Annotated in this window: 18 protein-coding genes; 11 read left to right on the forward strand and 7 right to left on the reverse strand. The window is 71.6% G+C overall.

Translation table 11 applies throughout. The features are described 5' to 3' along the window. Positions 1 to 122: 122 nt before the first annotated feature. The 3 genes from LR269_RS04200 to LR269_RS04210 all read left to right on the forward strand — a co-directional run bounded on the left by LR269_RS04200 (position 123) and on the right by LR269_RS04210 (position 6,465). A complete protein-coding gene (locus tag LR269_RS04200) occupies positions 123 to 2,348 on the forward strand; it encodes an ATP-dependent Clp protease ATP-binding subunit (RefSeq protein ID WP_374201076.1) in 2,226 nt (741 codons plus the stop codon). Between the two features lie 289 nt (positions 2,349 to 2,637). Beyond that, positions 2,638 to 5,883 carry a M36 family metallopeptidase gene (locus LR269_RS04205; protein WP_231429518.1) on the forward strand — a complete coding sequence of 1,082 codons (3,246 nt, stop codon included), beginning with the start codon at positions 2,638 to 2,640 and terminating at the stop codon, positions 5,881 to 5,883. A 117-nt stretch (positions 5,884 to 6,000) separates the two neighbouring features. Beyond that, positions 6,001 to 6,465, forward strand: a complete 465-nt coding sequence (locus tag LR269_RS04210) for an aromatic ring-opening dioxygenase LigA (protein ID WP_231429519.1) — start codon at positions 6,001 to 6,003, stop codon at positions 6,463 to 6,465. A 91-nt stretch (positions 6,466 to 6,556) separates the two neighbouring features. Here the strand turns inward: LR269_RS04210 and LR269_RS04215 are convergent, their stop codons facing one another. Continuing rightward, a complete protein-coding gene (locus tag LR269_RS04215; protein WP_231432234.1) occupies positions 6,557 to 7,849 on the reverse strand; it encodes an MFS transporter in 1,293 nt (430 codons plus the stop codon). A gap of 122 nt (positions 7,850 to 7,971) precedes the next feature. On the opposite strand from LR269_RS04215, the gene LR269_RS04220 reads away from it, so the two are divergent. After that, positions 7,972 to 8,445 (forward strand): heme-degrading domain-containing protein, encoded by a 474-nt coding sequence (locus tag LR269_RS04220; protein WP_231429520.1) that lies wholly within the window; start codon positions 7,972 to 7,974, stop codon positions 8,443 to 8,445. A gap of 43 nt (positions 8,446 to 8,488) precedes the next feature. Here LR269_RS04220 and LR269_RS04225 read toward each other — a convergent pair whose 3' ends face one another. Beyond that, positions 8,489 to 12,208 carry a discoidin domain-containing protein gene (locus LR269_RS04225; protein ID WP_231429521.1) on the reverse strand — a complete coding sequence of 1,240 codons (3,720 nt, stop codon included), beginning with the start codon at positions 12,206 to 12,208 and terminating at the stop codon, positions 8,489 to 8,491. Positions 12,209 to 12,458: 250 nt separating this feature from the next. Between LR269_RS04225 and LR269_RS04230 the strand changes: the two genes are divergently transcribed. Further along, positions 12,459 to 13,508 (forward strand): zinc-dependent alcohol dehydrogenase family protein, encoded by a 1,050-nt coding sequence (locus LR269_RS04230; RefSeq protein ID WP_231429522.1) that lies wholly within the window; start codon positions 12,459 to 12,461, stop codon positions 13,506 to 13,508. A 53-nt stretch (positions 13,509 to 13,561) separates the two neighbouring features. Further along, on the forward strand, positions 13,562 to 13,972 hold the full coding sequence (locus LR269_RS04235) for a TIGR03667 family PPOX class F420-dependent oxidoreductase (protein WP_231429523.1): 411 nt from the start codon (positions 13,562 to 13,564) through the stop codon (positions 13,970 to 13,972). A 39-nt stretch (positions 13,973 to 14,011) separates the two neighbouring features. Here LR269_RS04235 and LR269_RS04240 read toward each other — a convergent pair whose 3' ends face one another. Beyond that, a complete protein-coding gene (locus tag LR269_RS04240) occupies positions 14,012 to 14,518 on the reverse strand; it encodes a MarR family winged helix-turn-helix transcriptional regulator (RefSeq protein WP_231429524.1) in 507 nt (168 codons plus the stop codon). 142 nt (positions 14,519 to 14,660) lie between these two features. Here LR269_RS04240 and LR269_RS04245 point away from each other — a divergent pair, with 142 nt between their 5' ends. Next, positions 14,661 to 16,019, forward strand: a complete 1,359-nt coding sequence (locus LR269_RS04245) for an MFS transporter (protein WP_231429525.1) — start codon at positions 14,661 to 14,663, stop codon at positions 16,017 to 16,019. A gap of 91 nt (positions 16,020 to 16,110) precedes the next feature. Here LR269_RS04245 and LR269_RS04250 read toward each other — a convergent pair whose 3' ends face one another. Then, on the reverse strand, positions 16,111 to 16,704 hold the full coding sequence (locus LR269_RS04250; protein WP_231429526.1) for a nitroreductase family protein: 594 nt from the start codon (positions 16,702 to 16,704) through the stop codon (positions 16,111 to 16,113). Between the two features lie 188 nt (positions 16,705 to 16,892). Between LR269_RS04250 and LR269_RS04255 the strand changes: the two genes are divergently transcribed. The 4 genes from LR269_RS04255 to LR269_RS04270 all read left to right on the forward strand — a co-directional run bounded on the left by LR269_RS04255 (position 16,893) and on the right by LR269_RS04270 (position 22,431). Then, complete coding sequence (locus LR269_RS04255) at positions 16,893 to 18,620, forward strand: S8 family serine peptidase (protein WP_231429527.1); 1,728 nt, start codon at positions 16,893 to 16,895, stop codon at positions 18,618 to 18,620. 98 nt (positions 18,621 to 18,718) lie between these two features. After that, complete coding sequence (locus LR269_RS04260) at positions 18,719 to 19,264, forward strand: TetR/AcrR family transcriptional regulator (RefSeq protein ID WP_231429528.1); 546 nt, start codon at positions 18,719 to 18,721, stop codon at positions 19,262 to 19,264. Between the two features lie 211 nt (positions 19,265 to 19,475). Then, positions 19,476 to 20,975, forward strand: a complete 1,500-nt coding sequence (locus LR269_RS04265; RefSeq protein WP_231432235.1) for an APC family permease — start codon at positions 19,476 to 19,478, stop codon at positions 20,973 to 20,975. 133 nt (positions 20,976 to 21,108) lie between these two features. Further along, positions 21,109 to 22,431, forward strand: coding sequence for an NAD(P)/FAD-dependent oxidoreductase (locus LR269_RS04270; protein WP_304504445.1), 1,323 nt, complete (start codon positions 21,109 to 21,111; stop codon positions 22,429 to 22,431). 28 nt (positions 22,432 to 22,459) lie between these two features. On the opposite strand, the gene LR269_RS04275 is transcribed toward LR269_RS04270, so the two are convergent. The 3 genes from LR269_RS04275 to LR269_RS04285 all read right to left on the reverse strand — a co-directional run bounded on the left by LR269_RS04275 (position 22,460) and on the right by LR269_RS04285 (position 25,719). Then, complete coding sequence (locus LR269_RS04275) at positions 22,460 to 23,536, reverse strand: low specificity L-threonine aldolase (RefSeq protein ID WP_231429529.1); 1,077 nt, start codon at positions 23,534 to 23,536, stop codon at positions 22,460 to 22,462. A 180-nt stretch (positions 23,537 to 23,716) separates the two neighbouring features. Next, positions 23,717 to 24,838 carry an ABC transporter permease gene (locus tag LR269_RS04280; protein ID WP_231429530.1) on the reverse strand — a complete coding sequence of 374 codons (1,122 nt, stop codon included), beginning with the start codon at positions 24,836 to 24,838 and terminating at the stop codon, positions 23,717 to 23,719. Beyond that, entirely contained in the window at positions 24,835 to 25,719 is an 885-nt protein-coding gene (locus LR269_RS04285; RefSeq protein ID WP_231429531.1) for an ABC transporter ATP-binding protein, read from the reverse strand. The genes LR269_RS04280 and LR269_RS04285 overlap by 4 nt, the downstream gene beginning before the upstream one ends. Between the last annotated feature and the right edge of the window lie 269 nt (positions 25,720 to 25,988).

A 25,988-nucleotide genomic window follows, 5' to 3' on the forward strand; every position in this document is an offset into this window, starting at 1 on the left:
GCCACCCCGAGGCATCCGGTCTAGCGTGAAGCGCGGGGGAGATTCCGCGCGATTCCGGAATACCGACCCCCTTCGCAAAGTTGAGTTCAGTAGACTCAAGTTTTGAACGAAGGGACCATCGAGTGGCAAACATGCAGGGCGCGCCGAACTCGCAGGAGGAGCAGAAGTCGGCGCTCGAACAGTTCGGCGTCAACCTCACCGACCTCGCGAAGGCCGGCAAGCTCGACCCGGTGATCGGCCGTGACGCCGAGATCCGGCGCGTGAGCCAGGTGCTGACCCGTCGTACCAAGAACAACCCCGTGCTCATCGGCGAGCCCGGCGTCGGCAAGACGGCCGTCGTCGAGGGTCTCGCCCAGCGCATCGTCGCGGGCGACGTCGCCGAGTCGCTGAAGGACAAGCAGCTCGTCTCGCTCGACATCTCCGCGCTCGTCGCGGGCGCGATGTACCGCGGCCAGTTCGAGGAGCGGCTGAAGGCCGTGCTCAAGGAGATCAACGAGGCCGAGGGCGGCATCATCACCTTCGTCGACGAGCTGCACCTGCTCATGGGCGCGGGCGGCGGCGAGGGGTCCGTCGCGGCCTCCAACATGCTGAAGCCCATGCTCGCCCGCGGCGAGCTGCACCTCATCGGCGCGACCACGCTCGACGAGTACCGCGAGTACATCGAGAAGGACGCCGCGCTCGAGCGCCGATTCCAGCAGGTGTACGTCGGCGAGCCGAGCGTGGAGGACACGATCGCGATCCTGCGCGGGCTCAAGGGCCGCTACGAGGCCCACCACGGGGTCACGATCTCCGACGCCGCGCTCGTCGCCGCGGCATCCCTGTCGAACCGGTACATCACGGCGCGCCAGCTGCCCGACAAGGCCATCGACCTCATCGACGAGGCCATGTCGCGACTCAAGATGGAGATCGACTCGTCGCCCGTCGAGATCGACCAGCTCAAGCGCCAGGTCGATCGCATGAAGCTCGAGGAGCTCGCCCTCAAGAAGGAGAAGGACGACGCCTCGAAGGAGCGGCTCGCGAAGCTGCGCGAGCAGCTCGTGTCGCTCGAGCGCGAGCTCGCCGAGCTCGAGGCACGGTGGGCGCGCGAGCGCCAGGGCCTCAACCGGGTCGGCGACCTCAAGAAGCAGCTCGACGAGGCGATCACCCAGCGCGACCTCGCACTGCGCGGCGGCGACTACCAGAAGGCCTCGCGGCTCGAGTACGAGACGATCAAGAACCTGCAGCGCGACCTCGAGGCGGCCGAGCAGGCGGATGCTTCCGGCAACGCCGGCGGCGAACCGCGCATGGTCAACGAGCAGGTCACCGACGAGGACATCGCCGCCGTGATCTCGGCGTGGACGGGCATCCCCGTCGGCCGGCTCATGCAGGGCGAGACCGAGAAGCTGCTGCACCTCGAGCAGGAGCTCGGCAAGCGCCTCATCGGCCAGAAGCGTGCCGTCGCGGCCGTCGCCGACGCGGTGCGCCGCTCGCGCGCCGGCATCAACGACCCGTACCGGCCGACCGGCTCGTTCCTGTTCCTCGGCCCGACCGGCGTCGGCAAGACCGAGCTCGCGAAGGCGCTCGCCGAGTTCCTCTTCGACGACGAGCGCGCCATGGTGCGCATCGACATGTCGGAGTACGGCGAGAAGTTCTCGGTGTCGCGCCTCGTCGGCGCCCCTCCCGGGTACGTCGGCTACGACCAAGGCGGGCAGCTCACCGAGGCCGTGCGCCGTCGTCCCTACTCGGTGATCCTCTTCGACGAGGTCGAGAAGGCGCACCCCGAGGTGTTCGACGTGCTGCTGCAGGTGCTCGACGACGGTCGCCTGACCGACGGCCAGGGCCGCACGGTCGACTTCCGCAACACGATCCTCATCCTCACCTCGAACCTCGGCTCGCAGTACCTCATCGACCCGGCGCTGAGCTGGAGCGAGAAGGAGCAGGCCGTGATGCAGACGGTGCGGCAGGCGTTCAAGCCCGAGTTCGTGAACCGCCTCGACGACCTCGTCGTCTTCTCGGCGCTCAGCGAGCAGGACCTCGCAGAGATCGTCAACCTCTACATCGACCGGCTCGGCGCCCGCCTGCACGAGCGCCGGCTCGAGCTCGGGGTCACCCCCGACGCGAGGGCCTGGCTCGCCGAGCGCGGCTACGACCCGCTCTACGGGGCGCGTCCGCTGCGCCGGCTCATGCAGCGCGAGATCGACGACCGGCTCGCCCGCGCCCTGCTCGACGGCAGCGTGCGCGACGGCGACGCGGTCGTGGTCGCGCTCGCGAGCGACGGCGAGTCGCTCACGGTGACGAGGGGCGAGAGCGCACCCGTCGCCGGCGACGCCGACGACGAGGTCGTCGAAGCCGAACTGCTCGACGACTAGCGCCGGCCACGAGGCATCCGTTCACCCGGGCGGATGCCTCGTGCCGTACGCCGACGCCATGCGGAACCTTCCTCGCACGGTCGCGGAGCCGTGCGCGATGGCCGACGAAACCCACCCCCAGTCCGGGGGAGTCGCGTGCCATCTGTCCCCCATTGCCGGGCGGCGCGTGTCCCCCACGAGTAACGTGACGGCCGGCTCGACCGAGGGCCACGCCGCGGGGCGACCGGGGGGATCGCTCCGCGGATCCCCGGGCGTCCCTCCGGAGGTCATCGTGTACCGTCCGACCGCCGTGGCTGCCGTCATCGCCGCGACCGCGCTCGTCATCAGCCAACCCGTCGCCGCCTTCGCGGCACCCGGCGCAGAGGCGCCGCCCGATCTCGGCGAGGAGTTCGGCGCCGCGCTCGTCACGCGCGACGGCGCGGGCGATGTCCGCTCGGTGCTCAACCCGACCGGCGCGCTCACCGGGCCGTCGGACGCGGACCCGGCCGAGCTCGTGCTCGGCTACCTCGCCGAGCACCGCGACGCGTTCGGGCTCGACGGTGCAGGGCTCGAGTCGCTCGTCGTCGACGACGTGATCACCGACCCGAACGGGGTCGCCTACGTGCAGCTGCGACAGTCCGTCGACGGAATCCCCGTGCACCACGCCGTCGTCACCGCGAGCGTCGACGCCGACGGGCGGCTCGTGCACGTCGGCGGCACGACCGCCGACGTCGCGCCCGTCACGCCGGCGGCCCCCGAGGTGACCGCGGCGGAGGCGATCGCCGAGACGGCGGTCGTGGCCTCGGGCGCCGACGTCACCGCCGCCGACGTGCCGGCGGCCGCGCAGACCACCGAGCGCGAGGTCGTGGAGGTGCCGAACTCGATCGCCGTCGACGGGCTCGTCGAGCCGACCCCGCTGAAGGCGGAGCAGCGCTGGTTCATGGACGACGAGGGTCGCAGCCTGCGACTCGCGTGGGTCACCGACGTCGAGGTGTCGGGCGAAGTGTGGGTCGAGTCCGTCGTCGATGCGGCGACGGGCGAGGTGCTCGCCGAGACGAGCCGCTACGCCGAGGTCGGACCGGAGGGCGACGTCTTCGACGAGGAGCATCCCGAGGCGGCCGGCGCGTCGCGCGAGCTGCACCCGTTCTCGGGCATCAACGGCACCTGGGTCGACGACACCACGACGAGCGGCAACAACGTCGACGCGTACCGCGACCTCGACGACAACGACGCGAACGACGAGTACCAGCCGAACACGCCCGCATCGGGCGACCCCGGCTACCAGGTCTTCGACGCCGCGTTCACCGACGCGTGGGCGACGAACTCGGACGGCAGCCAGGCGAGCCTCGACGCCGACCTCGACGCCATCATCACGCAGCTCTTCTACTACACGAACGTGATGCACGACTACACGTACGAGCTCGGGTTCACCGAGGCATGGCGCAACTTCCAGGTCGACAACTTCGGCAACGGGGGCAGCGACGGCGACCCCGTGCTCGCCGAGGCGCAGGACGGCTGGGACTTCGGCTGCCAGGACAACGCGATGCCGCCCAACGACATCCGCTGCATGAACAACGCGAACTTCGGTACGCCCGGCGACGGGTCGAGCCCGCGCATGCAGATGTACATGTGGTCGCTGCCGTTCCGGGACGGCTCGCTCGACGGCGACGTGATCGCCCACGAGTTCGGCCACGGCGTCTCGACGCGCCTCGTCGGCGGCGGCAGCTTCGACTACGGCGACGACCAGACGGGCGCCCTCGGCGAGGGCTGGAGCGACGTGATCTCGTTCCTGAAGTGGAACGACGCCGTCGTCGGCGAGTACGTCACCGGCGACGCGACGACGGGGGTGCGCAACGTCGCCTACGACACGTCGCCCCTCGTCTACTCGGACTACAACCCGTACGTGCCGGGGCCGAACACGTCGCCGCACGGCAACGGCACGATCTGGGCGACGATGGTGTACGCCGTGCGCGCGTTGCTCGGCGTGCCCGTCACCGAGCAGCTCGTGATCGACGGCATGAAGAACACGGCGGGCGGCGCGAAGCCGACATTCGTCGACGCCCGCAACGGCCTGCTCGCAGCCGACATCGCGACGAACGGCGGCGACCACGTCTGCGCCATCTGGTCGGCGTTCGCGCAGCGCGGGCTCGGCGAGGGTGCCGTCGCGGCCGGGGCGAACGGGCACGCCGCGCAGGTGAACGACGAGACCCTGCCCGCCGCGTGCGCGCCGACCGCCGACGCGGGCGGACCGTATGCGACCGACGAGGGCACGGATGTCGCGGTGACGGGTGCCGGCTCGAGTGCGGGCAGCGACCCGAGCGCGGGCGCGATCTCGGCCTGGGAGTGGGACTTCGACGGCGACGGCCAGTACGACGACGCCTTCGGGGTCAGCCCCTCGTTCGACCGGGTCGGCCAGGACGGCACGTTCACCATCGGGCTGCGGGTCACCGACCTCTACGGCAACACCGCGACCGACACGGCCGACGTCGAGGTGGCGAACGTCGCGCCGACGGTGTCGATCGACCCGGTCGCGCCGCTCGACGAGGCGACGCGCACCGCGACCATCACGGGCGTCATCACCGACCCGGGATGGCTCGACGACCTGTCGGCGACGATCGACTTCGACGACGGCGCCGGCCCGCATCCGCTGACGGGCGCCGAGGAGCACGCCCGGCCCGACGCGTCGCTCGCGTTCGAGACGAGCCACGACTACGGCGACAACGGGTCGTTCGAGGTGGAGGTCTGCGGCTCCGACGACGACACGACGACGTGCGGGTCGGTCGTCGTGGAGGTCGCCAACGTCGACCCGTCGATCGTGATCGACACCTCGGGCATGCAGACCTACGACGGCGTGCAGGCGTTCGTGCTCGATGCCGGGGGCAGCGCGACCGTACCCGTCACGACGACCGACCCGGGCAGCGACGACCTCACCGTCGTGTGGGACTGGGACGACGGCACCACGAGCGAAGCGACGTCGCTCGTGAACCCGCCGGTGCTCGATCCGCCGAAGTCGCCCACCGTGCAGCCGCGCGATGTCGACCTGTCGGCCGATCACGTCTACGCCGAGGCCTGCCTCTACGACCTCGTCACCGAGGTGACCGACGACGACGGCGGCTCGGACGCCGACGACGCCGCGATCGTCGTGGTCGGCGACGGCGAGAAGTCCAAGCAGCACGGGTGGTGGCTGGGCCAGGTGCGCGTGAAGAACGGCAACGACTTCACGACCGCCGAGCTCGAGTGCTACCTCGACATCGCCGTGTTCTTCAGCACCGTGCTCGACACCCCGCTCGACCGCGACGACGCCGTGGCGATCTTCCACTCGCCGCCGAAGAACGACGCGGCCGGCCAGTTCGATCAGTTCCTGCTCGCGGCGTGGCTCAACTTCGCGAACGGGTCGGTCGACCTCGCCACACCGGTCACGGTGCACGGCGTGGCGACGACGTGGGGTGAGGCGATGCTCGAGGTCGAGACGATCCGCACGAGCGTCTCGTCGACGCCGCAGGAGATCCGGCAGGCGAAGGGCGTGCTCGCATCGCTCGCGACGACGAGCGGCTGACTCGTCGGATCGTCGGCTGCGAGGCATCCGCACAGCGGAGCGGATGCCTCGCCGCCTCTGTCCACGCGGCCGGGGAGTCGCTAGCCTTGGCACCGAACGCGGTTCGAAGGGGGCGACGTGACCGAGGAGTTCGAGACGGGCGGAGCGGTGCTCAGCCGTACGCAGGTGAACGTGGTGCGACTGACCGGCCTCGCGGGGATCATCGGGGGGATCCTGCTGATCGTCGTGGCCGTCGTCGCGTGGGTGGGTGTCTCGTCGCAGTTGCGCGCCGAGAACATCGTCATCCCCGATGACGCGCCGATCTTCGCTGGCAAGGTGGTCGACGGACCGATCGACGCGTACGTGCAGGCGGGGGTCATCGACATGCACGCCCGCGACATGGCCGACGGCAAGACCTACTCGGAGCTCGATCAGGACGACCCGCTGCGCACCACCGTGATGAACGCCTCGTTCCTGCGCGCGTCGCTGTTCACCTCGGTCATCGCCTTCGGCATCGCGCTGTTCGCGGGCGGCGTAGGCGTGCTGTTCCTGCTGTTCGGCTGGTCGCTGCGGGTGCTCGTGCCGCCCCTGCCGAAGCGGTAGCGGGTTCGGCGGACCGCTGCCGAAGCGGTAGCGGGTTCGGCGGACCGCGCGATGACGGGCCGCGTGCGCGGGTTCGCGGACCCCGCCGGGTTCAGCCCGCCGCCGGGCCGGCCGGCGACGCGCTCGGGTCGGTCGCCGGCTCTGGCGACGGCTCGGCGACGCCGTTCGCCGACGCGGGTACCCGGCGCTCGAGCGCGAGCGCGAGCACCATGATCAGCACGCAGCCGGCGACCATGGCGGCGATGAACCACGCGCCCTGCCCGACGCCGAGCAGCACGCCGGCGACGACCGGCCCCGTGATCGCGCCGCCCTGGAACGCCGCGGCGTTGATCGCGTTGTAGCGGCCGCGGTTTCGGTCGTCGGCGAGGTCGTTGTAGATCGCCGGCACGGTCGGCTGCAGCATCGTCTCGCCGAAGGCGAAGATGCCCATGAACGCGAGCACGCCGATCGCGGCGGCGAGCGAGTCGGGCAGCAGCCCGGTCGCACCGAGCACGAGCCACGAGAGGGCCCAGACCGCGGCCATCACCTGCATCACCCGGGTGCGGCGGTGGCCCGCGATGAGCTTCAGGACGGTGAACTGCAGCAGCACGATGACGGCGGTGTTGACGGCGAACGAGAAGCCGACGACCTGCGTCGACACCTCGGAGACCTGGCGCGCGTACGCGGGGAACCCCGCCTCCATCTGGCCGTAGCCGATGAACACCGAGATGAAGGTGACGAGCGTCAGCCAGAGCACGGCCGGGCGCTTGAGGATCTCGCGGTAGCCGCCGACCGGAGCCGCGTGCTCGTCGGGCTCGGCGTGCGTGCGCACGTGCCGCAGCGGCCCGAGCAGCAGCGCCATGGGGATGAGGCTCGTCGCCGCGTCGACGAGGAAGATCGCGGTGAACGTGTCGGGGTTGTCGACGTCGACGAAGAAGCCGCCGATGATGCCGCCCACGCCGATGCCGAGGTTGACGAGCGCGAAGTTGACGCCGAAGTACTGCTGGCGCAGGTCGCCCTCGACCACGGTCGCGATGAGGGCGTTGAAGCCTGGCCACGAGACGCCGAAGTTGATGCCGATGAGCACGAGCGCGACCGCGGCGACCGCGGGCGTCGTCGCGAAGGCGAGCAGCGTGCAGCCCGCGATCATCGCGACGAGACCCACAATGAGCACGATCTTGGCGCCGAACCGGTCGATGAGCGTGCCGCCGGGCCCCGTGACGACGAGCCCGGTGATGGCGATGAGGCCCATGAGCGTGCCCGAGACGCCGAGGTCGAACCCGCGCACCTCGTGCAGGTAGATGATCGTGAACGGCAACGTCAGGCCGCGGCCGAGGGTCTGGATGGCGACGGTCGACAGTAGCCAACGCCCCTCGGTCGGCAGGGCGGCCCAGAACGATCTCATGCCGGTCACTCGGACATCTTGGCGGATGCCGCCGACATCCCGCGAACCCGGACTGCGGCTGGGCGGATGGTCGCGTCCCGCGTGCGGCTCCGGCACCGATCGGTCGGAGGTACGCTTCGAGCATGACTGCCCTGCTCGACCGCCTCGAGGCGGAGCACGACGAGTTGCGGTTCGCCGCGTTCACCCTCGACGACGCCTGGCGGCTCGGCTCCCGGCTGCGCACGATCGCGGCCGAGCGCGGCCTGCCGATCGCGATCGCGATCTGGTTCGGGCCGCAGCGCGTCTTCCACGCCGCGCTGCCCGGTGCGAGCGCCGACAACGACGGCTGGCTCGACCGCAAGCACCGCGTCGTGGAGCGCTACGGCAAGTCCTCGCTGCTGGTCGGCGAGGAGTTCCGCGCGAAGGGCGAGGACTTCGACACCCACGCCCGCCTCGACCCGCAGCTGTTCGCCGCCCACGGCGGGGTGCTGCCGCTGCGGCTCGTCTCGGGCGCGGTGATCGGCGCCGTCGGCGTCTCGGGGCTGCCGCAGCTCGACGACCACGAGCTCGTCGTCGCGCAGCTCCGCGCGATGCTCGGCGAGGCGCGCGAGCGGTGACGGCCCGGGCGGCGCACGTCGACGCAGCCCGGGCCGCCGACGGTCACCGACTCAGCTGCACGCCCCGAGGGTGGTCGACCGCCCCCGGAACGAGTGCGCGCAGTGCGATCAGACCGGGGTCGCCCTCGGCCCATTCGGTGGTCAGCGCGACGTACCGCGCGGTCGCATCGACCGCCACCGACCCGCGCGTCGCGCCGGCCTCGAGCGAACCGACCTCGCGGAACGTGATGCCGTCGTCGCTCACCGAGACGATCGCCGCCGGGGCCCCGTCGCCGTCCCACAGCGTGGTGACGGTGCCGATCTGGTGCGCCGAGCCGAGGTCGGCGACCATGCGGCCGTCCGCCCCCGGGGTCCACGCGGTGCCGGCGTCGCCGTCGACCGCGCCCTGCGGCGAGGTCATGCCCTCGGGCAGCACGGACGCCGGGAACGTGAGCGCCGCGAGCGCCAGGTCGGGCACCGGGAACGCGGTCGCGCCCGGGAACGACGCCGGCGCCGCGACCTTCGGCTTGCCGATCGGCAGCGTCCGCGTCTCGCCGGTCTCGACGTTCGTGACGTCGATCGTCTTCACGGCTCCCGCTCCGGCATCTCCGCCGTCGGGCCGCGCGACGCGCACCGTGCGGCCGTCGAGCACCGACACCGCGACACCGGCCGCCCGGACCGCGGCCGCGGTCTTCACCGCGGCTCGCGGAGCGAGCACGACCGCGTCGCCCGCGGGCACCGTGACGGTGAGGGTCGAGGCATCCGGCCCGAGCACCTGGTCGCCGGCGAACAGCGCCACGGTGTCGCCGACGTAGGGGACCGCGACGTCGGTCGTGACGTCGGCCCCGGTGAGGTTGAAGGCGGTGAGGTAGCCGCCGAGCGAGCTCACGAGCAGTCCGTCGGCGCTCGGCTGCGGCGCGGCATCCTGCGCGGCCGTCGCGGCGGCGTCGCCCGGCACCATCTCGACGAGCATCGGACGGTCGCCGCCGCCGAGCCGAAGGGTGTTGATCCCCTCCTTCTCGCTCGACACGGTGATCGGCGCCTGCCCGCCGCGCACGACGTAGCCGGCCGCGCCTTCGACGTTGATCCACGACCCCTCGGTCGTGGCGACCTGGTCGCCCGTGTAGCGGAAGCTCGCGGCATCCTGCCACGTCTCGCCGTCCGCCGACACCTGGATGCGGTACTCGCGACCGGCCGATGCCTCCCAGCCCAGCTGCACCTGCGCGATCGCGGTGGGAGCGCCGAGATCGACCTGGATCCACGAGTCGGCCCGGGTGCGGTCGGCACGCGACACGGCCCAGCGCGAGGCCGGGTCGCTGTCGGTCACGCTCGACGGGGCACGACCCGTGTCCGAGCTCGATGCCGTCGCCGGCTTGCCCGCCGCCGCGTCGACGCCGGTCGCCGTCAGTGCGCGCATCGTGAAGAGGGAGTAGCCGTAGGCGGGGTCGCCCTGCACCCCCTGCATGCGCACGAACCTCGCCTCGACCGGAGCCGGGGCGGTCGCGCCCGCCGGCGTCAGGTCGACGGTGTCGAGGCGTGCGACGTTGGCGTCGGCACTGCCGGTGTAGGCGGTCTGCGTGGTCCAGGTCCGGCCGTCCGACGAGGTCTGCACGAGATAGCGCTCACCGGCGCTCATCTCCCAGGCCAGTCGCACCGAACCGACGCTCTTCTCCGCACCCAGGTCGACCTGGATCCAGGAGTCCGCACGCGTGCGCTCGGCGACGGCGACGGCCCAGCGGGTGGCGGGGTCGGCATCGGTGACCGTCGAGGCCCGACGGGCGGGGTCCTCGCTCGAGGCGGTCGCGGGGCGTCCGGCGGCCAGGTCGGTCGCGGCCTCCGCGCCCGTCCCGTAGGCGTGCAGCGAGTACAGCGAGTAGCCGTAACGGGCGTTGCCCTGCTGGCCCTGGATGCGCACGAAACGCGCCGACACGGGATCGAACGACAGGTCGTCGATCCGGGCGGCGTTCGCGTCGGCCGGGTTCGGCGGCGTCACGACGGGCAGGGTGTCGGTGGCCGACCCCTCGGCGGTGTAGTAGGTGCGCGACCCGTCGAGGCCGTTGTAGCCGCCGAGGTCGAGGTTGCGCACCGAGACGGTGCCGTCCTGCCAGCCGGCGCCGGTCGAGGCGTACAGTGCCGCCCCGTTCGGCAGCGTCACCTGGCCCGCGTAGCCGCCGCCGATCCGGAAGACGGATGCCGTGCCCTCGAAGCCGTCGCGCGGCGCGGTGTAGGTGCTCGTCCGCCGCTCGTCGACGGTCGCCGCCGAGTTCGGGTACAGGTACGGCGTCGAGCCCGACAGCGCGAACAGCCACGAGTCGTGGCCCGGAACCCAGGGGAACTTGAGGAAGCCCTTCTTGCTGGATGCCGCCGCCCACGCGTTCGCGGACTGCTGCACCGAGAGACCGGGGCCGGCGCCGAAGTCGCGCACCCCGGCGAGTCGGGCGAAGAACTCGTCCTGCGGCGCGGGCTGGACGACGCCCTCCGCCGATTCGGCGGCCTCGACGTGCAGCAGGTACGAGATCGCGATCTCGGCGCGCGCCTCGGGTTCGTACTTGGGCTCTCCCGAGAACTTGGCCAGCCGGTCGACCGGCGGGTACGCCTGGTAGGCCTCGAGCGACGCGGCCATGTTCGCCTCGGCGCGCACGGCGTCGGGGTCGCGCAGCACCTGACCGAGGAACGCCATCGGGATCACGTCGCGGCCGTAGAGGTACTCGCGGTCGTTGACCATCGGCATGAACGGCTCACCCTGATTCGACATCACCATCTTGATCGACCGCCAGAGCTCGGCCGAGTTCGGCTGGTGCTTCAGGTACTCGGGGATGGGCTGGTCGTTCAGGATGAACTGGATCGCGTTGCGCCCGCCCGAGCGCCAGATGTCGGACTGGTAGTGCGGGCCGAACGACCCGTGGTTCTCGACGAGGTACGTGTCGTAGATCGTCTGCATCGTGTTCGTCGACACCGGCTTCCCGGCGACGACGGCCGGGTTGTTGAGGTCGGCGGTGGGCTGGCCGGCGGCGTTGCGCGCCCAGTCGCCGAGCTGCTCGTTCCAGCGCGAGGCGTCCGCATGGTCGGGTGCCCAGGCGAGACCCGGCGCGAGCGCCTGGGTGTACACGCCCGCCTCCTCCTGCGCGGTGTCGCCCGCGTGCTTGCCGGTGGGCCAGTCGGCCGTCCACGAGCCCGACAGCGGGTCGTCGCCGTAGTCGAGGTCGGCGGTGTAGGCCGACTGCCCGACGGCGATCGTCTCGAGGTTCTTCTGCGTCGTGGCGTCGAGCCGATCCCACAGCACGCGGCCCGCGTCGAGGAAGTACGACTGGAACGTGGAGTCCCAGAACATCCGCTTGCCCCAGGTGCCGTTCGGGTCGACGAAGCGGTTCTTGGCGGCGTAGTAGCGGATCGTGTCGATCGTGCGCTGGGTGAGCTGGTCCTTCGAGATGCCGGCGATCTCGGCGTCGTAGTCTCCGTGCGTGACGATCACGGCGTTGCCGAGCACGACCGCGAAGTTGAAGTCCTTGGACTGGTACGCGTTGATCGCCGGATCCCACACCGAGTTCACCCAGCGCGTGTGGCGCAGCAGTGCGGCGTAGTAGTCGGCCGCGATCTCATCGGGGGCGCCGAAGGCGGCGGCGTTCGCGACGGGGGCGGCGGATGCCCGGGCTGCGGGCGCGAGGGCGGCGGGCGCGAGGGCGGCGAGCGGTGCGGCGAGGGTCGCCGCGACGGCGAGGGCGACGGTGCGGCGCCATCGGAGCGTCTTCGCGCGAAGAGCGGGTGCGGGGCCGGAGGGGGCCATGGGTGTCTCCTGGATTCAGCGGGCCTTCGGGGTGCCACATGCGGATTCGACAGGAGTCGCATCGTGAGAGATCTCGATATGACAACGCTGTCAGAGTGGGTTCGCTCAGAGTAGCCCGGGGTCGGCGGGGCGTCAAGACGTGCCGCTGTCTCGGTCGGGCGCCCCCCGGCGGATCGCCGGGCGGCGCTTCGTGCCGACGGGGCGGCCGGCCAGGGGTGCCCGGGCTCGAACCGGGAATAGGCTCGAGGGCATGCTCGCCACCGTCATCCACGCTCCCCGGGACATCCGCGTCGAGACCGTGCCCGACCCCGTCATCACGACCGGCGACGACGCGATCGTGAAGGTCGTCGCCGCGTGCGTCTGCGGCTCGGACCTCTGGCCGTACCGCGGCATCACGCCGACGAAGGAGCCGCGCCGCATCGGCCACGAGTTCATCGGCGTCGTCGAGGCCGTCGGCGACGACGTCGTGGGCGTGCAGGTCGGCGACTTCGTGATCGCGCCGTTCTACGTGTGCGACAACACCTGCGTGAACTGCCGCAACGGGGTGTCGACCTCGTGCCTGGGCGGCGGCTGGTGGGGCGGCGACGACCGCAAGGGCGCCTTCGCCGACGCCGGCCAGGGCGAGCGCGTGCGCGTGCCGCTCGCCGACGGCACCCTCGTCGTCGTGCCGGGGCCGGTGCGCGACGAGCAGGTGCCCGGCCTCCTCACCCTCTCGGACGTCATGGGCACCGGACACCACGCGGCCGTCTCGGCGGGCGTCGGGCCGGGCGACTCGGTCGCCGTCGTCGGCGACGGGGCGGTGGGCCTCTGCGCGATCATCGCAGCGAAGCGGCTCGGTGCCGGCACGATCATCGCCATGAGCCGCCACCCCGAGCGGCAGGCGCTCGCCCGCCGGTTCGGCGCGACCCACATCGTCGCCGAGCGCGGCGCCGAGGGCATCGCCGCGGTGCGCGAGCTCACGGGCGGCATCGGCGCCGACCGCGTGCTCGAGTGCGTGGGCACCGAGGAGTCGATGGACCAGGCGCTCCGCTCGGCCCGGCCCGGCGGCATGGTCGGCTACGTCGGGGTGCCGAACGGAGGCCCCGAGCTGCCGGTGCGCCAGCTCTTCAACACGAACGTCGGCGTGAACGGCGGCGTCGCACCCGTGCGCGGCTACATCGAGGAGCTGCTGCCCGACGTCCTGTCGGGCGCCATCGAGCCGGGCCTCGTGTTCGACGTCGAGCTCCCCCTCGCCGCGGCCGCAGAGGCGTACGCCGCGATGGACGAGCGGCGCGCGATCAAGGTGCTGCTGCGCCCGTAGGGCGCGGCGAGCAGATCGAGACCGGCCGCGAACGAGCCCGAGGAGAGGCATCCATGTCGAATGAACTGAAGCTGAGCGACCGCGTCATCGAGCGCCTCGAGACGGAGGAGACCATCTGGCTCACGACCGTGAACCAGCATGGAACCCCCGTGCCGACGCCCGTGTGGTTCGTGTGGAACGAGGGTGAGCTGATGCTGCTCTCGAAGCCCGACACGCCCAAGCTCGCGAACCTCGCCCGCAACCCGCGCACCGCCCTGCACTTCAACACCGATGAGGTCGGCGACGACGTCGCGGTGTTCACGGGGTCGGCCGAGATCGGCGAGATCGGCGATCGGCCCGAGTGGCCGCGGTACGCCGAGAAGTACGCCGAGGCGATCGAGCGGATCGAGTACACGCCCGAGCGCTACATCGCCGAGTACTCGGTGCCCGTGCGGGTGACGGTCGAGCGCGTGCGCTCCTGGTAGCGGGTCTCGGGACGGCTCGCCGCCCGACCGCCGGTCGGGCTACGCCTCGACGTCGTCGAGGCGGGCGATCACGACCTCGAGCAGGCGGGCGAGCTCGATGCGCTCGTCGTCGCTCAGGTCTTGCAGCACGTCGGTCTCGACGACCGACGAGCCGCGGATCGCGAGGCTGAACAGCTCCCACCCCTCGTCGGTGAGGCTGATGTAGGTGCGGGTGCGGTTCTCGGGGTCGGGCGTGCGCTCGACGAGTCCGCGCTCGGCGAGCTTGTCGAGCCGGTGCGTCATCGACGAGGGCGCGACGTTCGTGAGGTCGGCGAGCTGGCTCGGCGTGAGCGCCTCGCCGGCCTTCGCGAGCGAGGTGACGACCGCCCACTCGCCGGCGGCGATGTCGAGGTCGGCGAGCTGGCGCACGTACCACTGGTCGAGCTTCTTGGTGAGGCTCTGCACGGCGGTGATGACGCGCTGCACCGACTCCTCTCCGCCCGCGGCGACGTACGTCGCGACCGCGCGACGGTGCAGTTCGGGGGCGCTCGGGGTTCGTCGGGGCATACGGGAATTCTCTCACGCATATTTCGGTTGCTAATATTTCGATATCGAATACTTCGCATTCGAAGGGTGAGGGATGCTTCGCCGCCGGCGTCGGCGCGAGGCATCCCTCTGCTCGTCGAGACCTCGGGAGGAGGACACCACCATGCGCGCGCGACTGCTCATTCTGGCCAGCGCCATCGGATCGCTCGGTTGGGGAGCGGTGCTGCCCTACCAGTACGCCTATGCGGCCGACACCCGCGGCTGGGGTGCCCTCGTCGCCGCCGGCGCCTCGTCGCTGTTCTCGATCGGCGCGCTCGTGGCGGCCCCGCTCGCCGGGCGGCTCGCCGACCGCTTCGACCCCGTGAAGGTCGCCGTCATCGCGCAGCTGATCGGCGCCGCGGGCGTCGCCTCGCTCATCTGGGTCGACGTGCCCGCGCTCTTCCTCGCCGGCATGCTCGTGTTCGGCCTCGGACTCTCGGCCGCCGTGCCCGCCAAGCAGGTGCTCGCCCTGCAGTGGTCCTCGGGCGACGACCGGCGCAAGGTGTTCGCCTACAAGTTCACCGGCGAATCGCTCGGCATGGCCGCAGGCGCATTCCTCGCGGGGCTCGTCGTCGACCTCGACCGGGCCGACGGGCTCGACGTCGGCTTCGCCATGGCGGCCGGCGGGTTCGTGCTGTCGTCGGCGATCATCGCGCTCGCCGGGCGGGTGCGGCAGGCGGGGCTCGTCGGTGCCGGCGTCGGCACCGCGACCGGTCGCGTGGCCGCGCACACGGGCGCGTTCTCGGCGCTCGACGCGGCGACCGGGGCGATCGCCGCGGTCGACCTCGACGGCGACGGGCACCCCGACGGCGCGGCGCGCTCCCGCGGGGCGCTGCGCAGGATCTTCGCCGAGCCCGCCATGCGTTGGACGGCCGTCGTCACGGTCGCCCTCGCACTCGGCTTCTACGCCCAGTTCGAGTCGGGGCTGCCCGCCTACGGCATCACCGTGCTCGACGTCGACCCCGCCGCGATCGGCATGGCGGCGGCGGTCAACTGCCTCGTCATCGTCGCGCTGCAGGTGATCGTCGTGAAGCTCACGGCGAAGCGCAGCGCGCCGGTGCTGCTCATGGCCGTGGGCTCGATCTGGGTCGTGTCGTGGCTCATCCTCTCTGCGGCGCAGTTCGCACCCGGCATCGCCTCGGCGCTGTTCGTCATGACCTACGGCATCTTCGCCGTCGGCGAGACGATCTACAGCCCCGTGCTCAACCCGCTGACGGCGCAGCTCGCGCCCAAGGGCATGGTCGGCCAGACGCTCGGCACCATCGGCGCGATGCAGACCGCGTTCTCGGCGGCCGGGCCGCTCGTCGCGGGCGTGCTGCTCGGCGCCGGGCTCACCGACGTCTTCCTCGGCATGCACGTGGTCGTGAGCGTCGTCGCGGTGTTCGCGGCGTGGCGCATCAAGAAGGCGCTCGACCGCAAGCGCGAGCCCGCGGCACGGCGCGACCCGTCGCCGACCACCCCGGTTGACCTCGTCGGGGCCTGACGCGTCGGGGTGCGGCCGTACGCCATGAGGGGCGCAGACGACGGATGCCTCGGGGTCGATCGACCCCGAGGCATCCGTGTCGCTGCGGCGGTTACTCGCCGACCGTGACGAACTCCGCCAGCTGCATGCGGCGGCGCGGCGCGACCTCGCGCTCCCGGAGCACCTCGCCCAGCTGGTCGACGTCGCCGAGGGCGCCGATCGTGGTGATCGAGACGACCTCCTGGTTCTCGGGCAGGCCGAAGGCCTCGTGGATCGCGGCCGCGTCGAAGCCGCCCATCTGGTGGGTGTGCAGGCCCTCGTGCTGAGCCTGCACGGTGAGGTGGGCGACGGCCTGGCCGAGGTCGTAACGCGCCCACGGGCGCTGGCGGCCCTCGGCGTCGACGGTCTCGGCGATGTTCACGATGAGCACGGCGGCCGAGTCGGCCCACTCCTGGTTGAAGCCCGCCATCCGGTCGTGCAGGGTCGTGAAGGCGGCGGTGCCGCGCCGGGCGACGATGAAACGCCACGGCTGCGAGTTGTTCGCCGACGGCGCCCAGCGGGCGGCCTCGAGGATGGTCCGCAGGGTCTCGGTCTCGACGACGGCCTCGGGGTCGAAGGCGCGGGGGCTCCAGCGCTCGACGAGCGGGTCGATGAGGGGTGCGGCCGTGTCGGCCCTGCGGGACGTGAGATCGGTGACGAGCGTCATGGTGCTGCTTCCTGGTTCGTTGCGTTGAGCGGTGGTGCGGGTCGCCGTCGTCCCGATCGATTCGAACGCATGGAACCGCCGAGGTATTCCGGGAGCGTCGTCGAACACTTCGTGGACCCCCTATCGGCCTGGCTCGACCGTGTGCGAGCATGGCCGGGCAAGATCCCGTCAATGAGGAAGGATGCTTCATGCTGAAGATGCGATCCATCGCAGCAGCTTCTGCCATCGCCATCGGCCTGACCGCGCTCGCCGCAACACCTGCCGGAGCCGTCGGAGCCGATGCGGGAGCCGATCACGAGTACGTCGTGGTCTTCGCCCAGGGGGTGTCGAGCGCCGACGCGCTCGCCGCGGTCGAGGCCGCGGGCGGCACCGTCGTCTCGCAGAACGACGCCATCGGTGTCGCCACCGTCCGTGCGGGCGCCGGCTTCGCCGACGCCGCGGCCGACCAGTCGGTCATCGAGGGCACCGCCCAGAACCGCATCATCGGCGATGTGCCGGGCTCCGGCCACGCCGACGCGAAGAAGAGCGACGGCGTCGAGGACGAGGGGCACGCCGCCCCAGGCAAGGCGAAGTCGCACGCGCCGAGCTCGGCCGACGCCGAGCCGCTCGCCGACCTGCAGTGGGACATGCAGCAGATCGACGCGACGGTCGACGGCTCGTACGCCTGGCAGCAGGGCTCGAAGGGCGTTCGGGTCGGCATCATCGACACCGGCGTCGACGGCAGCCACCCCGACATCGCACCGAACTTCGACGCCGACCTCAGCCGCAACTTCACGGTCGACGTTCCCGTCGACGCGAACGGCGACGTGATCGACGGCGACTGCGCCGACGAGCCCGACGGCTCCTGCGAGGATGCCGCCGACGTCGACGAGAACGGCCACGGCACCCACGTCGCCTCGACGATCGGCTCGCCGATCAACGGCCTCGGCATCGCGGGCGTCGCGCCGAACGTGTCGCTCGTGAACCTCCGCGCCGGCCAGGACTCGGGCTACTTCTTCCTGCAGCCCTCGGTCGACGCGCTCACCTACGCCGGTGACCACGGCATCGACGTGGTCAACATGAGCTACTACGTCGACCCGTGGCTCTTCAACTGCTCGAGCCACCCGGCCGACTCTGCGGAGGACCAGGCCGAGCAGCGCACCATCGTCGAGGCGATGCAGCGCGCGCTCGACTACGCGCGCGGCCACGGCGTGACGCTCGTCGCGGCCGCCGGCAACGAGGCGATCGACTACACCAAGGCGGTCACCGACGGGGGCAGCCCCGACTTCGCGAGCGTGCCCGGCGAGGCCGCCTACGTGCGCGACCTGCTCGACCCCGAGTCGTGCATCTCGATGCCGGCCGAGGGCGACGGCGTGATCTCGGTCTCGAGCACCGGCATCTCGGAGCGCAAGGCGTACTACTCGAGCTACGGCAACGGCTACATCGACGTGGCGGCGCCCGGCGGCGACGTGTACGACACCCCTGCGAACACCCGGGACATCACGAAGGGCATCCTCGCCGCCTACCCTGCCTCGCTCGCCGAGGCCGAGGGCGCGATCGACGAGAACGGCGACGTGGTCGTCGACTGGGCGGTCGAGAGCTGCGACGACGAGGGCACCTGCGCGTACTACCAGTACCTGCAGGGCACGTCGATGGCGTCGCCGCACGCGGCCGGAGTCGCCGCGCTCGTCGTGAGCCAGTACGGCGCGGCCGACCCGCTGCGCGGCGGCATCCGGATGAACGCCAACGCGGTCGAGAAGAAGCTGCTGAAGTCGGCGGTCGACGAGGCCTGCCCGGTGCCGGCGGACTTCACCTACACCCGTCACACCCCGGCGGGTGCGACGCTCACCGCGACGCACACCTGCGAGAGCGCCAAGAAGACCAACGGCTTCTTCGGCGACGGCATCGTGAACGCGCTGCGGGCCGTCGGGCACTGACCGGCACGCAACACCTCGGGCGCGGCATCCGTTCATCGCGAACGGGTGCCGCGCCTTCGTGCGCCCGTCGTGTGCGTCCGTGCTCGTACGATGGCGTGGTGATCACCGTCGATGGCCAGGCCGCCCGAGTCCTCACCGCGTACACCGACCTCGTCGTCGAGCGGGGCCTGCGGGGGGCCACGCTCGAGGCGGTGGCGGGCCGGGCCGGGCTCTCGAAGTCGGGAGCGTTGCACCACTTCTCGTCGGTGAGCGCGCTGCGTGCGGCGCTGTTCGTCGAGCTGCGCGCCCAGGCGCGGCGCGACACCGAGCAGATGCGCACCTCGCCGGAGGGGGCCGTGCGGTTCTACCTCGTCTCGTCGCTCGATCGCGACAGCGAGCTCGAGCGACTGATCGAGGCGGCCTACCGCATCGCGCAGACCGGCGACGAGGCGGCGCTCGAGGTCCTGCGCGAGTGCCGGGCCGACTGGCTCGACGCGCTCGAGACCGCGACCGGCGAGGCGACGCTCGCCCGCCTGGTGCTCTTCGCCGGCGACGGCATCAACCACAACGCGCTCATGAACCTCGACGCCGGCGAGGACGTCGTCACGCGCGAGCGGGTCGAGGCGATCATCGCCGCGCTCGAGAGCCTCCGCGCCGGCGGCTGAGGCCGCCCGGCGACCCGGCCGCCCGGCGGGCCGGCAGCGCGGGAGCGCGGCCGCGGTCGCGCGGCGGCGAACGCCGTGACCCGCGCACAGACCGACTAGTCGGTCGGTCAGGTACACTGTTCGAGCCCCACCCACCCCTCGACGACGAGCAGGTACCACGTTGACGAAGCAGACCGCAGCCCCGGCCGCCTCCGCGCCCGGCGCATCCGCCATTCCCGCCCCCGGCGCTCCGGCACCCGGCACCCCCACGAAGGGCCTCGCCATCGGCAAGCTCGGGCTCTGGGGCTCGACGGTCATCGGCATCGCCTCGACCGCGCCGCTCTTCTCGCTCGCCGCGACCCTCGGCTACGTCGTCATCGCGGTCGGCGCGCAGGCGCCGATCGCCTTCGTGCTCGCGTTCGTGCCGATGCTCTTCACCGCCTACGCGTACCGCGAGCTCAACAACGACGTGCCCGACTGCGGCACCGTGTTCACCTGGGCGGCGAAGGCGTTCGGCCCGCGCACCGGCTGGATGGCCGGCTGGAGCATCGCCGTCGCCGGCGTGCTCGTCATGGCGAACCTCGCCGAGATCGCCTCGGCCTACCTGCTGAGCCTCATCGGCGACGGCTCGCTCGTCGAGAACCGCTTCATCGTCACCGCCTTCGGCTGCGTCATCATCGCCGTCATGACCTGGGTGTCGCTGCGGGGCGTCGAGATCGGCGAGCGCATGCAGCAGGTGCTGCTCGCGATCCAGTACCTCGCGATGGCCGCGTTCGTCGTCGGCTGCCTCATCGGCTACTTCACCGGTACCGCACCCGACCCCACCCCGGTCTCGCTGGACTGGTTCAACCCGTTCCTGGCCGACGGCACCGGCATGGTGCAGGCGATCCTGCTCGCGCTCTTCATCTACTGGGGCTGGGACACGTGCCTCGCCCTCACCGAGGAGACGAAGGACCCGCGTCGCACGCCGGGCCGCGCCGCGACGCTCACGACGGTCATCCTGCTGATCACCTACGTCGGCATCACCGTCGTCGCGATGATGTACGCCGGCCTCGGCGACACCGGCACGGGCCTCGCGAACGAGACCAACGCCGACGACGTGTTCTCCGTGCTCGCGGGCATGGCGATGGGCCCGTTGGGTTGGTTCCTCGTGGTCGCCGTCGCGATCTCGGCGCTGTCCTCCTCGCAGACCACCATCCTGCCGACCGCGCGCGGGACCTTCGCCATGGGCGTCTACAAGGCCCTCCCGGCTCGCTTCGCGAAGGTGCACGAGGCGTCGAAGACGCCGACGTTCTCGACGATGCTCGTCGGCGTGATCGCGATCGTCTACTACGCCGGCATGAACCTCGTCTCGACCGACGTGCTCGCCGACTCGCTGCTCTCGATGGGCCTCGCGATCGCCTTCTTCTACGCCATCGCGAGCTTCGCGTGCGTCTGGTACTTCCGCCGCACGCTCTTCGCCAGCCGTCGCAACTTCTTCTACCGCCTCGTCTTCCCGTTGCTCGGCGGGGTCTTCATGGCGTGGGCGTTCGTGCAGTCGGCGATCGACATGCTGAACCCCGACTACGGCTACTCGCAGGTCGCCGGTGTCGGCGGCGCCTTCATCGTGGGCATCGGGTCGCTCCTGCTCGGCGTCGTGCTGATGTTCGTCTGGGCGATGTTCCCCGGCTCCCGCGACTACTTCCAGAAGCGCTCGCTCAACCGCGACACCGAGGTGCTCGCCCCCGAGTGACCGATGCGGCGGATGCCTCGGCGCCGCGCCGCTCGCACGCCGGGTGCACGCGCCGCCCGTCATCCGCTCGCCGCCTGTCATCCGCTCGCCGCCTTCCGCTCACCCGCCTCCCTCTCGAATGGACCAGTAGCCCATGTTCGACACCGTCATCGTCGGAGCCGGCGTCGCCGGACTGACCGCCGCCCGGCTCCTGCACGCCGCAGGTCGCCAGGTCGTCGTTCTCGAAGCGCGCGACCGCATCGGCGGACGCACCTGGACCGACCGCTCGCCGGGCTTCTCCGTCGACCGGGGCGCCTCCTGGATCCACGGGCTCGACGGCAACCCCCTCACGGAGCTCGTCGCAGCGTTCGGCATGGAGACCGCCGAGTTCACGGTCGGCAGCTTCCAGGCCGGCGGGCGCCCGATCGCGAACTACGACGAGGAGCACCGCGAGCTCGACGCCGCGGCGACCGACGCGTGGCTCGACGACGTCGCGGCGGCCGACGAGCGCCTCGCCGCCGCGGTCGAAGCCTCGGAGCACGGCGAGAGCTACGCCGACGTCGTCGAGCGGGCGCTCGCCGGACTCGGCTGGGATCCGGAGCGCACCGAGCGGGTGCGCGCGTTCCACCGCCATCGCACCGAGGAGCAGTGCGGCGCCGACGGCGCCGAGGTCGACGCCCACGGGCTCGACGAAGACGCGATCGACGGCGACGAGGTCGTGTTCCCCGGCGGCTACGACGCGCTCGCGACGGCGCTCGCGGATGGCCTCGACATCCGACTCGGGCAGCCGGTCACGGCGGTGGAGTGGTCGGCGGCGGGCGTGCGCGTCACCACCGCGTCCGAGTCGTTCGAGGCCGGTCGGGTCGTCGTGACGGTGCCGCTCGGCGTGCTCAAGGCCCGGACGATCGACTTCGAGCCCGCCCTGCCCGAGGCGGTGTCCGGCGCGATCGACCGGGTCGGCATGGGCACGTTCGACAAGGTCTTCCTGCAGTTCCCCGAGCGCTTCTGGCAGGACGGCGCGTACGCGATCCGCCAGCTCGGCGCCGAGAGCGCGCCCTGGCACTCGTGGTACGACGTGTCGGTCGTCAGCGGCACACCGATGCTGCTCACCTTCGCGGGCGGCGAGTGGGCCCGCCGCATCGAGCAGATGGCCGACGACGAGATCGTCGCCTCGGTGCTCGAGGGCCTCCGGCGCAACTACGGCGACGCGGTGCCCGAGCCGACCGGCCACTGGATCACCCGATGGGGCTCCGACCCGTACGCACTCGGCTCGTACTCCTACGTCGCCCGCGGCGCCTCGTACGACGACCACGACGTGATCGCCACGCCCGTCGGCGACGTGCTGCACCTCGCCGGCGAGGCGACGTGGGGCGACTGCCCGGCGACGGTCAACGGGGCGCTGCTCTCGGGCCACCGCGCGGCCGAGCGCATCCTCGGCACGACGATCCCGATCGAGCGCCTCGCCGACGGCCGCTGAACCGGTCGCCCTCGTGGCGTCGACGGGCCTACGCAGCCGCGAGCTCCTCGCGGATGCCGGCGACGAACGCGTCGATGTCGGCCTCGCTCGTGTCGAACCCGCACATCCAGCGCACCTCGCCGCGTGCGGCGTCCCAGTCGTAGAAGCGGAACCCGCGGTCGCGCAGCTTGTCGGCGACACCCTGCGGCAGCGTCGCGAACACGCCGTTCGACTGCGTCGCCTGGCTGAAGCCGAGGCCCGGCAGCTCGCCCGCCGCGATGCCCGCGTCGAGCGCGTCGCGCAGGCGCGAGGCCATCGCGTTCGCGTGCGTCGCGTTGCGCAGCCACAGGTCGCCCTCGTAGAGCGCGATGAGCTGCGCCGAGACGAAGCGCATCTTCGACGCGAGCTGCATGTTGAGCTTGCGCAGGTACTTCAGGCCCTCGGATGCCTCGGGGTTCAGCACCACGATCGCCTCGGCGCCGAGGCATCCGTTCTTGGTGCCGCCCACGCTCAGCACGTCGACGCCCGCGTCGCGGGTGAACGCGCGCAGCGGAACGCCGAGCGTCGCGCCCGCGTTCGACAGGCGCGCGCCGTCCATGTGCACCTTCATGCCGAGCGAGTGGGCGTGCTCGGTGATCGCGCGCACCTCGTCGACGGTGTACGCGGTGCCGAGCTCGCTGGTCTGCGTGATCGACACGACGAGCGGCTGCGCCCGGTGCTCGTCGCCCCAGCCCCACGCCTCCTCGTCGATGAGCTCGGGCGTGAGCTTGCCGTCGGGCGCGGCGACCGTGAGCAGCTTGATGCCGCCGACGCGCTCGGGCGCTCCGCCCTCGTCGGAGTTGATGTGCGCCGTCTTCGCCGAGACGACCGCGCCCCAGCGGGGGAGCATCGACTGCAGGCCGGTCACGTTCGCACCGGTGCCGTTGAACACCGGGAACGCCTCGACGCCCTCGCCGAAGTGGTGCGCGAACACCTGCTGCAGGCGCTCGGTGTAGACGTCCTCGCCGTAGGCCACCTGGTGGCCGTCGTTGGCCGTCTGGATGGCGGCGAGCACCTCGGGGTGCACGCCCGAGTAGTTGTCGGAGGCGAAGCCGCGGAAGGTCGTGTCGTGGAGCGGAGAGTTCACCGAACCATCCTCGCATCCGCGGGCGGGCAGGCATCGTGACGCCGGGCGCACGGAATCGGCGCATTCGCGCCGACGACGCACGGATGCCTCGCGCCGGCGCACGACGTGAAGCGGGCGGATGCCTCGTGTCCCCCGACTCCGAGGCATCCGCCCGCGGCCTGTGCTGCGCGAGCGGGCCGGCTACCCGCGCAGGGCCTCGGCGAGCGGCACGCGGGCGCCCGTCTTGAGGAGGGAGTTGCGGTAGATGCGCTCGCCGATCGCGACCGCGAGCGCCGTCGTCGCGACGAGGATCACGAGCGACACGATGGGCTCCCACCACTCCGCATGGCCGAGGAAGATGCGCACCGGCATGCCGACGGGCGCCGAGAACGGCACGTAGCTCATGATGCCGAGCACCGTCGGGTCGTCGAAGAAGAACACGACGAGGAAGTAGGGGATCATCACGAGCATCGTGACGGGGGTCGTCACCGACCCGATGTCCTCCGAGCGCGACACCATCGCCGCCGTCGCGGCGAAGAGGGCGGCGAGCATCACGAAGCCGATCGCGAAGAACACGACGAACCAGGTCACCGAACCGCCGAGCCCGCCGAGCAGCACCTTCTGGCCCGTGAGCATGAGCCCGAGGATCGCGAGCACCGCGATCGCGAGGATCTGCCCGAACGCGAGCACGCTGTTGCCGATCACCTTGCCGGTGAGCAGGGCACGCGCCGACACGGTCGACAGCAGGATCTCGACGACACGGGTCTGCTTCTCCTCGACGACCGACTGCGCGATCGTCGTGCCGAACGTGAGCGCCGACATGAAGAACACGATGCCGAAGCCGAAGGCGACGAGATAGGCGAGGCCGGGGTCGACGGCGGCCGGGTCGAGCAGCTCGACGCTCGGGTGCACCGAGAGCGCCTGGACCACGCCCGTCGGCGTCTGGTCGAGCCCGATGACGGTGATGCCGAGGGGGTCGACCGTCTGACCCTGATGAGCGCCTGGCTCGGGCACGACGATCGCGTCGACCTCGCCGTCGCGCAGCAGCTGCTCGCCGGCGGCCTCGTCGTCGACGGGCACGGCCTCGAGCGCGTCGCTGTCGGCCACGGCATCGGCGGCGGTGCCCACCACGGCGACCTTCGTCGGCTCGGACTGCCCGCCGAAGAGGCTGCCGAGCACGACCGAGGCGAGTACGGCGAGCATGAGCACGCCCGTCGAGATGAGGAAGGCCTTGCTGCGCAGGCGCATCGTGATCTCGCGACCCGCGATGAGCGAGACGCTGTCGACGAAGCTCGGCGCCGTCGGCCGGTTCGCGCCGCTCATCGCACGACCTCCTTGAAGATCTGGGCGAGCGTGGTGTGCTCGCGGCTGAAGCTCACGACCTCGCCGCGGGAGACGGCCTCGGCGAGCACGGACTGGCGCGAGGCATCCGAATCGGCCTCGAACACGGCCCAGCCGCCGTCGAAGTCGGCGACCTCGATGCCCGGCCGTTCGCGCAGCCAGCCGAGGTCGCCGCTCGTCAGCAGCTCCCAGCGCTCCGATCCGTGCGCGGTGCGGAGCTCGTCGCGCGTGCCCGACGCGGCGATGCGTCCGTTCGCGATGATCACGAGGTCGTCGCAGAGCCGCTCGACGATGTCGAGCTGGTGCGAGGAGAAGAGCACGGGCACGCCGGTCGCCGCGACGTCGGCCAGCACGGCCTGCACGGTCTCGACGGCCATCGGGTCGAGCCCCGAGAACGGCTCGTCGAGCACGAGCACCTCGGGGCGGTGCACGAGCGCGGCGGCGATCTGCGCACGCTGCTGGTTGCCGAGCGAGAGCGACTCGATCGTGTCGCCCTGCCGTTCGCCGAGGCCGAGGCGCTCGAGCAGCTCGACCGCGTTGCGGGTCGCCGCCTCGGTGCTCCAGCCGTGCAGGCGGGCGAGGTAGACGGTCTGCTCGAGCACGCGCATCTTCGGGTACAGGCCGCGCTCTTCGGGCATGTACCCGAATCGGCGGCGGTCGGTCGCGGTGACGGGCTCGCCGTCGAGCGTCACCGTGCCCCCGTCGGAGGCGAGCACGCCGAGGACGATGCGCATGGTCGTCGTCTTGCCGGCGCCGTTGCCGCCGACGAAGCCCGTGAGGCGGCCGTCGCCGACGGAGAACGAGACGGCGTCGAGCGCGAGGCGCTCGCCGTAGCGCTTGGTCACGTCGTGGAGTTCGAGCATGCCCTCACGGTACGGATGTCCCCGGGCCGGCGGCATCCGCCGGCCGACGGGTTTCCCGGCTCCGTCGCGTGGGGGAGGTCGTGCCGCGAGGGGGTTATGGATGTCGGCGGCCGCGGTTACCCTCGCAGGGTGGGCGAACGGCTCGACGGAACCGAGACGGACCGGCAGGCGACGGCGGCGTCGCCGGCCGGCGAGATCACGCCTGCGGGGGTTCCGCCGCAGGCCGAGGCGCCGACGTCCGCGTCGCAGCCCGAGCCGCCGGCGAACGG

The sequence above is a fragment of the Agromyces sp. S2-1-8 genome (assembly GCF_021129215.1).
Lineage (GTDB): Bacteria > Actinomycetota > Actinomycetes > Actinomycetales > Microbacteriaceae > Agromyces > Agromyces chromiiresistens.

What these genes read in the sequence shown, in the direction of transcription:
- LR269_RS04230 (WP_231429522.1), top strand. Translation starts at nt 12,459, where the DNA reads ATGCTCGCCACCGTCATCCACGCTCCCCGGGACATCCGCGTCGAGACC.
- LR269_RS04240 (WP_231429524.1), bottom strand. Translation starts at nt 14,518, where the DNA reads ATGCCCCGACGAACCCCGAGCGCCCCCGAACTGCACCGTCGCGCGGTC.
- LR269_RS04255 (WP_231429527.1), top strand. Translation starts at nt 16,893, where the DNA reads ATGCTGAAGATGCGATCCATCGCAGCAGCTTCTGCCATCGCCATCGGC.
- LR269_RS04235 (WP_231429523.1), top strand. Translation starts at nt 13,562, where the DNA reads ATGTCGAATGAACTGAAGCTGAGCGACCGCGTCATCGAGCGCCTCGAG.
- LR269_RS04250 (WP_231429526.1), bottom strand. Translation starts at nt 16,704, where the DNA reads ATGACGCTCGTCACCGATCTCACGTCCCGCAGGGCCGACACGGCCGCA.
- LR269_RS04215 (WP_231432234.1), bottom strand. Translation starts at nt 7,849, where the DNA reads ATGAGATCGTTCTGGGCCGCCCTGCCGACCGAGGGGCGTTGGCTACTG.
- LR269_RS04280 (WP_231429530.1), bottom strand. Translation starts at nt 24,838, where the DNA reads ATGAGCGGCGCGAACCGGCCGACGGCGCCGAGCTTCGTCGACAGCGTC.
- LR269_RS04285 (WP_231429531.1), bottom strand. Translation starts at nt 25,719, where the DNA reads ATGCTCGAACTCCACGACGTGACCAAGCGCTACGGCGAGCGCCTCGCG.
- LR269_RS04245 (WP_231429525.1), top strand. Translation starts at nt 14,661, where the DNA reads ATGCGCGCGCGACTGCTCATTCTGGCCAGCGCCATCGGATCGCTCGGT.
- LR269_RS04220 (WP_231429520.1), top strand. Translation starts at nt 7,972, where the DNA reads ATGACTGCCCTGCTCGACCGCCTCGAGGCGGAGCACGACGAGTTGCGG.
- LR269_RS04225 (WP_231429521.1), bottom strand. Translation starts at nt 12,208, where the DNA reads ATGGCCCCCTCCGGCCCCGCACCCGCTCTTCGCGCGAAGACGCTCCGA.
- LR269_RS04270 (WP_304504445.1), top strand. Translation starts at nt 21,109, where the DNA reads ATGTTCGACACCGTCATCGTCGGAGCCGGCGTCGCCGGACTGACCGCC.